Origin of the sequence: Arthrobacter gyeryongensis (assembly GCF_039543785.1) — a bacterium.
Classification (GTDB): Bacteria; Actinomycetota; Actinomycetes; order Actinomycetales; family Micrococcaceae; genus Arthrobacter; species Arthrobacter gyeryongensis.
Genome location: NZ_BAABKK010000031.1, coordinates 36845 through 46282 on the forward strand (window position 1 = coordinate 36845; position 9438 = coordinate 46282).

General features: G+C 61.3%; 8 protein-coding genes and 1 pseudogene. 7 read left to right on the forward strand and 2 right to left on the reverse strand.

Annotated features, from left to right (window positions below; translation table 11 throughout):
• Positions 1 to 18: 18 nt before the first annotated feature.
• The gene (locus ABEA18_RS20555) at positions 19 to 1041 is read right to left on the reverse strand and encodes a helix-turn-helix transcriptional regulator (protein ID WP_345452296.1); all 1023 of its coding nucleotides are present in this window, start codon (positions 1039 to 1041) and stop codon (positions 19 to 21) included.
• Positions 1042 to 1247: 206 nt separating this feature from the next.
• A complete protein-coding gene (locus ABEA18_RS20560; RefSeq protein ID WP_345452298.1) occupies positions 1248 to 2405 on the reverse strand; it encodes an ROK family transcriptional regulator in 1158 nt (385 codons plus the stop codon).
• Between the two features lie 250 nt (positions 2406 to 2655).
• On the opposite strand from ABEA18_RS20560, the gene ABEA18_RS20565 reads away from it, so the two are divergent.
• From ABEA18_RS20565 to ABEA18_RS20595, 7 genes and pseudogenes are all read left to right on the forward strand, one after another.
• On the forward strand, positions 2656 to 3822 hold the full coding sequence (locus tag ABEA18_RS20565) for a Gfo/Idh/MocA family protein (RefSeq protein ID WP_345452300.1): 1167 nt from the start codon (positions 2656 to 2658) through the stop codon (positions 3820 to 3822).
• 1 nt (position 3823) lies between these two features.
• Entirely contained in the window at positions 3824 to 5251 is a 1428-nt protein-coding gene (locus ABEA18_RS20570) for an ABC transporter substrate-binding protein (protein ID WP_345452302.1), read from the forward strand.
• A 39-nt stretch (positions 5252 to 5290) separates the two neighbouring features.
• Positions 5291 to 6271, forward strand: coding sequence for a carbohydrate ABC transporter permease (locus ABEA18_RS20575; protein ID WP_345452304.1), 981 nt, complete (start codon positions 5291 to 5293; stop codon positions 6269 to 6271).
• Positions 6271 to 7131, forward strand: a complete 861-nt coding sequence (locus tag ABEA18_RS20580) for a carbohydrate ABC transporter permease (protein ID WP_345452306.1) — start codon at positions 6271 to 6273, stop codon at positions 7129 to 7131. Before ABEA18_RS20575 ends, ABEA18_RS20580 begins: the two co-directional genes overlap by 1 nt.
• Positions 7132 to 8181: a zinc-binding dehydrogenase gene (locus tag ABEA18_RS20585; protein WP_345452308.1), complete on the forward strand. Its 1050-nt coding sequence runs from the start codon at positions 7132 to 7134 to the stop codon at positions 8179 to 8181.
• 39 nt (positions 8182 to 8220) lie between these two features.
• A complete protein-coding gene (locus ABEA18_RS20590) occupies positions 8221 to 9081 on the forward strand; it encodes a sugar phosphate isomerase/epimerase family protein (protein ID WP_345452310.1) in 861 nt (286 codons plus the stop codon).
• Positions 9082 to 9198: 117 nt separating this feature from the next.
• Positions 9199 to 9438, forward strand: a pseudogene (locus ABEA18_RS20595) (sugar phosphate isomerase/epimerase); the annotation flags it as partial.

A 9438-nucleotide genomic window follows, 5' to 3' on the forward strand; every position in this document is an offset into this window, starting at 1 on the left:
GTCCTGCGGGCTCAGGCGCTAGGGGATCAGCGACTCCCGCAGCTGTTGCAGCGCAACACGAACTACGGTCTCGGATCGGTGGATCTCCCTCACATTCATCCCGGTAAACTCTTTCACGGCACGACGCATGCTTTGCACGTTGCTGAATCCGCACGAAGTCGCGATTTCTGAGAAGGTTATTTTTTGCGCGTCGGCCTGAAGGAGAAGCTCCAGCGCTCTTCGAGTTCTCAAGGCGCGTATACGCTCACCCAAGTGGAGTTCTTCATTCTCGAAAAAGTAGAACAGGGAGCGACGGGAGAGATTGAACTTTTCAGCGACCATTGCCACGTCCAGATCGGGGTTGTCGTAGCTGGCATCAAGGTATTTCTTCACAGCCCTGCTTAGAGCTGGTTTCTGCGCCTCATCGTCGACCGGCGTTTCGAGCAGGGAGCCCACCAGGGTCGCCATCACGGATCGAAGGATGTCTGCGGTTCCCGATGCCACCCGGTCGATGCCCGGCCGCTTCCAACTCAACAGCGCCGGGATCACGAAAGTGCCGACAATGGGGTGCTTCGCGAGGTCAGGCAGGCGAAGCAGGGAGCCTAGCGCGGCCTCGCTCACCTCCAGGCTGCTGCGGGCGATGTTGATCTGTAAGGCGTGAAAGCCCTCAGGCGCATCGAAACCGCCGCCCAGCGAGGTATCGATGAACCTGACGGAGCCCGGTGGTACTGGCTCAGACACGCCGTTGAGGGCGAGGGTTAGGGCGGGCGCTTTCCTGAAGTAGGCCAGTCGCAGATCCCTGGTGTCGGGATTTGGCGCCCACGAGCCCACTGCGGGGGCGTTGTACATTTCTATGAGGCTGAAGCCTGGCCCGGCAAGACTAATGGCTGAAGGAGTGAAAAACAGGGGCGCAGCATCTTTCGACTTTTCCAACCGCATCGGAGTTTCGACAGCACTGCCGTACCACGTTCGCCAGTGTTCGAACCTTTGTTCGGGACTGAGCCCCTCCGGCACTGCATATCGTCGCAGCTGACCGCTGTTCTCAGTCGCAGATTGAGGCATGCCATCCTCCTTTTTCGCCAGCGTGAACCTTCATGGCGGTGCCTTGGAATGGCCGGGACGTTTTGAGGTAGCGGTCGCGGTGGCAAACAAGGCCGGTCAGAAATGACGTCAGCTGTTAGGCGTATTTTAGCCGTGTGCATCTCTATTTGGTACGTTGATGCTTTCGGTCCCGGAGCCCCGATATTTTGGTGTCCGCCGGGATGCAGCTAGGTTGCGAGATCATTGAGTCGGTGAGGGGCGAGGGCATGTTCGATGGCCAAGATGCCGGCCCCAACCACTCCAGCTTCCGGGCCGGTTTCGGATCGGGTGATATTCAGGTGCTGAGTCGCCAAGGGCGTTGAGCGTGCATAGACGGTTTCACGGATTCCGGCGATCAGATGTTCTCCGGATTGGGCAAGGGATCCGCCAACGACAATCAGGGAAGGGTTGATGAGGCTCACACACATGTTGAGCATTTCTCCAATGTCGCGGCCGGCCTGCCGGACGGCTTGAATAGCAGCCAAATCGCCGGAACGGACAAGCGAGACGACATCGTTTGCGGTGGTTGCTTCGAGTCCGTTTTCGCGGAGATGGGCGGCGACGGCCGGACCGCCTGCGATGGCCTCCAGACAGGCAGTCTTGCCACACCGGCATTGAATTCCGGCCGCCTTGGAAACGGCAATATGACCGACGTCTCCAGCGACTCCTGCCGCTCCCCGCTGCAATACTCCTCCACTGATAATCCCGGAGCCGATGCCGGTGGCGACTTTAAGGAAGATCATGTTGTCCTCGTTGGGCCAGCGTGTGGCACGCTCGCCGAGGGCCATGATGTTGACATCGTTGTCGACCAGTACGGGGACGTCAAAAGTCTGCCGAACGTAAGCGGGGACATCGAATCCGTCCCATCCCGGCATGATCGGGGGGCTGGTCGGTTTTCCCGTGGAGTGTTCAACGGGACCGGGGAGCCCGATGCCGACAGCGACGATGTCCGCTGCTGGACGCTTCACCGTTTCCAAATGACCCTGCAGCGTCATTGCTAGCTGGTCCAGAACAGCTTCCGGTCCGCAGGAAATCTCAAGTCGTTCAGTGGTTTCCAAGAGAATCCTTCCCGACAGGTCCGTGAGAGCCACGGTCGCGTGCGTAGCGCCGACGTCGGCGGCAGCGGCTAGCCTTGCACCCGGATTGAAGGCTAGCCGCGCCGAGGGGCGGCCTCCGGTGGAAGCCGCATCAGACACCGGTACAACCAGCCCGAGTTCCAGGAGCGCCTCGAGGCGGGAACTGATGGCAGCTCGTCCCAACCCTGTTATCGCAGCCAGGTCGGCCCTGGTTCGCGGGCGTCCGTCCCGCAGAATACGCAAGAGTTCGCCGGGGCCGCCGTTGTCCATATCTCTCCATTTCGGGGGGCTTGAAAGAGGTGAGTGGTGAGCTTGAGGTTTGACACATCACGCTCACGTGCCCCGAAAGGGCCTCGCCTCCACTCAGTGTTAGGTGCCCACTCGTTCCCGTCCACTCGGCGACGCCCGTAGCATCAAAAGGTGCAACTTCGGTGTGCATTCCATCGCCAAGAGCGTCAAAAGGTGCAGACTTTTGCTTGGTGACTGACTAAAGCCACGGGGTGCGTGTCACTGTTTCGGCATGGAAAACGACAGAACCACGACAGCCCCTTCCCGGTTACGGGCCGGGTTCGTCGGTGCCGGGTTCATGGCTGAGGTGCATAGCAGAGCCGCCCGTGCCGCAGGGGCGGAAATCGCCGGCATCGCGTCCTCGAGCCATGCCAGCGCCCGCCGCGCCAAAGACCGTCTGGGAGCCATGAAGGCTTACGCCTCCGTCCAGGACCTCGTCGAGGACGACGCGATCGATGTCGTCCACGTGTGCACTCCGAATACCACCCACGGCGCGATAGCAGAGGCAGCGCTGAATGCAGGCAAGCATGTTGTCTGTGAAAAGCCTCTGGCTACGAATGTGACGGACGCTGCGGCAATGACCGCACTGGCGCGCACCTTGGGCCGCACCGCCGCCGTACCGTTTATCTACCGGTTTCATCCCATGGTCCGGGAGGCCCGGGCCAGGGTGCGCCACGGCCAGACCGGACGTGTCCTGACCATCCAGGGTTCATTTCTTCAGGATTGGCTTCTGTCCAGCGAAGACGACGACTGGAGGCTCGATGAAACCCTCGGAGGCCCTTCACGGGCCTTCGCCGATATCGGTTCCCATCTATGCGACGTCATCGAATTCATTCTTGATGACCGGATAAGCCGCGTGGCCGCCCTGACCCGGACCGCCTTCAGTCAACGGGGCGGCCGGGATGTCCGAACCGAGGACATCGTCTCGGTGATGTTCGAGACCAGCGGCGGCGCCGTGGGGACGCTCCTGATCAGCCAGGTCGCCCCGGGGCGTAAGAACCGCCTCGCCGTGGAAATTTCGGGAACGATGGAAACACTGACCTTTGATCAGGAGCAACCGGAAACTCTGTGGGTCGGGCGCCGCGCCGGATCCCAATTGCTGGTCCGCGATCCGGCCGCCCTTGACCCATCAGCTGCCCGATACTGCAGCCTGCCGGCTGGCCATCCGCAGGGCTATCAGGATGCCTTCAACTCCTTCATATCCGATGTCTACCTCGCGGTGAGATCCGGTACGGTTCCGGATGGCCTGCCCCTGTTCGAGGACGGCCTGCGGGCTGCCTGTCTCACAGCCGCCGTCCAACGCTCTGTGCAGAAGGGCGGCTGGCAAGAAGTTCCTCCGAACGACCCCGAATCGACCGGGCACAAAGCACCTCTATTAACCCTTAAGGAAAGGCAGTAGGATGATCCGATCTCTCTCTCGCGTCAAGCGATCCCGCATCGTAGCGGGCCTAGGAGCCGCACTCACCGTCACCTTGTTGGCAACCGCATGCACGGGCGGGTCATCAACACCCAGCACCGCCGCGGCCAAACCGACAGAGTTGCGGATGCTCTACACCACCGATGAAGCCAACAGTGCCGCCGTTGCATCGCTGGTACCCCAATTCAAGGAAAAATTCGGCATCGATCTGAAGATCGACAACCAGCCGTACGACGCATTGCAGCAGAAGGTCTTCTCGGAATTCGCGTCCAGCAGCAGCTACTACGACATTGTCGTCGTCGACACCCCGTGGGCGCCGGCCCTGGTGCAGAACCTCGAACCCCTGAGCCAGTACATCCAGAACGACGCCCTGAACCCTGGCAGCCCGCAATCCAACGTGGGCGACTTCATCCCCAAGGTGTTCTACGACACCGCCGTCTACAACGCCGATTCCCCGATCAAACGCTACCCCGATCCCACCGCGAAGCCGGACGTGTCCGCTATCAAAAACGCCGGATTCGACGTGTACGGAATGCCGATCCAGTCGAATGTGGCGGTCATGGCCTACCGCAGTGACCTGTTCAACGACCCGACCCAAAAGGCGAACTTCAAAGCCAAGTACGGTAAGGACCTCACCGTCCCGAAGACCTGGGACGACTATGCCCAGGTAGCAGGGTTCTTCACGCAGCCCGACAAGAAGCTCTACGGCACGACGGCCATGGCAGGCGTCGGAGACTGGGCCACGGACGACTTCAAGACCCTTCTGGCATCATACGGCGGAGACGGGACACTCGCGGACGAGAGCGGCAAGCCCGCGTTCAACACCCCCGAAGGAACCCAGGCACTGGACTACTACGCCAAGCTCGCGCAAAGCGGACACGTCCCCCCGGGCAGCACATCAGCTGATTGGGGCACGACAGCCGAATCGTTCGGCAGCGGGCTGACCGCCATGACGATCAATTACCACGACCTCAAGCTCGCTGACAACGTCAATGGCGGCACCATCGGCTACGCCCCCGTCCCTACCGCCAAGGCTGCCGGCCCCCACTTCGGTACCTGGATGCTGAGCGTAAACAAGAATTCCAAGAACAAGGAATGGGCCTACCAGGCGATTAGCTGGTTGACCGCAGCCGAACAGCAAACGACGATGACCGCCAAGTCCCTGCACCCCAGCCGGGCCTCCGTCTTTGCCGGTATCAAGAGCGATAACCCCCTCGCACCCTTCTACGACACCCTCGGGAAATCCCTCGCAGTCGGCGTTGGCCGTGCCCGGCTGACCAACTACACCGAAGTCAGCCATGAAGTGGCCGTCGCGGTGAACAACGCAGCAACAGGCGCTTCCTCACCATCGGACGCCCTCAAATCCGCGTCAGACAAGGTCTCGGCCCTCCTCAAATCGGCCGGCTACTAACACAACGGACCGCCCAAGGTCGCCCAAGGAGTATCGACAATGAAAGCAACCGCCGCACCATCGGATGCGACCTTGACGGTTGACGCTTCCCGCCGCGTGGCCGGCCGTACCACGGCCGGTCCACGCGGCAGGAAGCCGCTGACCTGGAAAAAACGTTCGACCCCATGGATCTACATGGCCCCATCCATGGTTGTCCTGCTGCTGATGACGGTGGCCCCGGCCATCTTCATCTTCTACTCGGCCTTCCGCAACGACAAGATCCTCGGAGGAGTGGGCAAATTCGTCGGACTGGACAACTTCATCGAGGCGGTCACCAATGCCTCGGTCCAGCACGCATTCCTGATCACTTTCGGTTTCGTCGCGGTCGCAGTGATCCTGGAGATGATCTTGGGCTTCGCCCTGGCACTCCCGCTGGCCGCCCAGACCCGCGCCAACAAAGTCGGGGCCGCTGTCATGCTGCTTCCGTTCGCCGTCACCCCGGCGGTCGCGGCCATGGTCTTTAAACAGTTGCTGAACCCCAACTACGGTTGGGTAGGTTACTACCTCGGCGTCTTCGGATTCCCCAAAGGCATCGACCTGCTCGGTGATCCGACATCGGCATGGATCGTCCTGGTCATTCTCGACATGTGGCAGTGGACCCCGTTCATCGCCCTCATCCTGATGGCCGGCCTCCAGTCCCTGCCGGGAGAACCCCGGGAAGCAGCCATGGTCGACGGAGCGACCCCATGGCAGATGTTCCGGCACATCACTTTTCCAGCCATGGTGCCGTTCATTGCCATCGCTGCCGTGCTGCGGACCATCCAAGCCTTCAAAACCTTCGATTCCTTCAAGATCCTCACTGGTGGCGGTCCCGGCGAGTCCACCGAGATCATCAACCTGGGCATTTTCCGCGTCGGACTTCAAAGCTTCAACGTCGGTCTCGCCTGCGCCTTGGGCGTGGTATTCCTGATCATCCTCTCGCTTCTTATCCCCTTCATGCTGCGTATCATCGGCCGCCGAGCAGACCCTGAGGAAATGTAATGACAACAACATCATCAACCAGCCGCGGGGGTACCGTGGCACGCGTCATCATCGGACGTACCTTCCTCTGGACATGGCTCCTGATCGGCCTCGTGCCGCTCCTGTTCATGTTCATCACGTCCATCAAGCCGGCAGGGATCGCCAACCAGATCCCCCCGGCCTGGATCTTCCATCCCACTCTGGACAACTACGCCTCCGTACTGTCAGCGGGCGACGGCAAATCCGAAAGCTTCGGTCAGCTGCTCACCAATAGTGCAATCGTCAGTCTCGGTGCCACCGCCCTGGCCATCGTCGTCGGGGTCCCTGCCGCATATGCCCTGACTATGAGGGATTTCCGGGCCCGCAAGGGGCTTTCATCCTGGATCCTGTCCACCTACATGTTCCCTCCCATCGTCGCCGTCATCCCGGTCTTCGTCTTCGCCGGCAAGCTCGGGCTCATGGACACCTATCCGGCCCTGATCATCCCGTACGCTGCCTTCAACCTGCCCATCGTGGTGTGGATCCTGCGCAGCTCGATCCTGCAGCTGCCCTATGAGATCCAGGAAGCAGCCATGGTCGACGGCGCCTCGACTTGGAACGTGCTCCGCCGGATTATTTGGCCCCTGCTCGTGCCGTCCGTCGCGACGGCCGCTGTACTGACGATCGTCCTGTCATGGAATGAATTTCTGTTCGCCCTGTCCCTGACCCGCAGTGGAGCGAAGACCGCTCCGGTGGGCCTGCAGCAGTTCACGGGTATGTACGGTACGGACTGGGGCAACATCACCGCGGCCGCAACCCTGATCGTTGCGCCCATCTTGGTGCTCATGGTCGTGCTGCGCCGCCAGATGGTCGCCGGCCTCACCTTCGGTGCAGTCAAGTAAATGAGTATTGGAGAAGAGAAGATGAAAGCAGTCATCCTCCCCGGTGACAAAAGAGTCACCGTCGTCGAACGCGACGTCCCGGAGCCGGGACCGCACGAGGTGCTGGTGAGGACCCGTGCCTCCGCGATCTGCCGCAGCGACATGAGCATTTACTACGGCACCCCGATCGTAGGCGGCGAAGGCGCCAGCCACGGCTCGGTGATACCCGGGCACGAGGCAGCCGGCGAAGTCGTCAAGGTCGGGAACGCAGTGACCCACGTCAAGGAAGGCGACCGCGTTGCGGGCTACCTTGCCCTGGGCTGCGGATTCTGCGAGTACTGCCTCAGCGGCTACATGATGCTGTGTGATGAGTGGAAATGCTTCGGTTTCGACGTCCACGGCGGTGACGCCGACTACTTTGTGCTCCCCGAACGCAACTGTCTTCAGCTCCCTGGTGAACTCAGCTTCCGCGCCGGGGCGGTCATGACGGACATGGTCGGCAGCCAGTACCACGTGCAGAAGCAGCTCGGCGTGGCTGGCGGAAAAACCGTCGCCGTATTTGGCTTGGGACCAATGGGATCCGCCGCGGTACTCATCGGCAAGGCCTTCGGCGCCCGCGTCATCGCCGTCGACGTCATCGACCACCGGCTCGAACAGGCCAGCTCCCTTGGCGCGGACGCCGTCATCAACAGCACAACATCCGACGCCGTCCAGCAGATCCGGCGCCTCACCCAGGGCCGCGGAGCCGACATCTGCATCGATTGTTCCGGCAACCCGGCCGGGCAGAATTCGGCATTGGACGCCGCCGCCAAACTAGGCGCCGTCGCTTTCGTCGGTGAGTCGCGGGCCACTCAGATCAACCCCAGCGAACAGATGCTCAGAAAGCTGCTCACCGTCGTCGGCGGCTGGTACTTCCCCATCAGCGATTGGGAGGAAATCGTTCGCCTTGTCATCGACCAGAAAATTCCAGTCGAAAAGCTCATTAGCCACGACTTTTCCATCGAGCAGGCCGAGGAAGCCTTCCGCGCCTTCGACCAGCGCGAAACCGAAAAAGCCGTCTTCGTCTGGTAAACCCCGTCAGACCGTCAGACCCTCCCAAGGAGAGAACCCATGTTCAGATATGCCGCCGAGCTCGTCCCCTACCACGACCACAGCTTCGAAGACTCGATCCGCGACCTTGCCGACATCGGCTTCAAGGAAGTCAACCTCTGGTCCTCCGCAGCGCCGCTTGCCCACCACGTCAACCCGGGAGATGACCCCGGCAAAATCCTCGGAGTGCTGGACAAATACGGGGTCAAACCCTGTGGCCTCACCGTATATGGAAAGACCCAGGAAGAGATCCTTGAACGCGTCGAATTCGCCGCAGACCTCGGAATCGACACCCTCATCTTCGACTGCGAAGCCAACTACCCAGACTTCGTCTCCACCTTCCTGCCGCCCATCGTCGAAGCAGGAGCGCGCCGAGGAGTCCGGATCGCTGTCGAAAACCACCTCACCGTCCCTTTCGCGGCCGATTTCGAATCCGGTGCCAACGAAGACCAGCGATGGGACGAAGGCGTTGACACGCTCGCGCAGATGAAACGGCTCATCCGCGACATCGACGACCCCTACCTCGGCGTCTGCATCGCTCCCCCGCACCTGTGGGTGATGCAGGACACCATCAGCGACGCGATCACTTTCCTCGCCGAACGCAAGCGGCTCTTCTACTACTACATCTGGGACATCGATCGCGCCTACCTCCACGGCACCGACGGGCTGAACTTCGGTCCCGCCGACCAGCAACTCCCCCGCCCCGACGGAACACTTGACCATTCCGTAATGCTGGGAGCGCTGGAGAGGGTCGGGTATGAAGGCGTCGCCAGTCTCAAATGCCACGGAACGCAGGGATGGAGCTTCGAAAAAATCGGTGAACACCTTCGCGCGTCCGACGCCTATGTCAGGGACTGCATGAAAAAATCCCACGCCCTCTGAGGATCCCGGACTCACCTCATGGTCCGGGGTCTGCGACACCCGTTGATCCGGACGCGTTGGCTCGAAGCCGGCGATCCGGCCCAAACCGGACAATCCAGTAAAGCCAAGGAGCCTGACATGCCCCGCCCGTACACCCTGTTCACCGGCCAGTGGGCCGACCTGCCCTTCGAGGAAGTCGCGCGCCTGGCCTCCGGCTGGGGCTATGACGGCCTGGAAATCGCCGTGTCCGGGGACCACCTGGACGCCTGGCGCTGGGACGAACCCGGCTACGTCGAATCCAAGCTCGCCATCCTGGACAAATACAACCTCAAGGTCTGGGCCATCTCCAATCACCTCAAGGGCCAGGCCGTGTGCGAT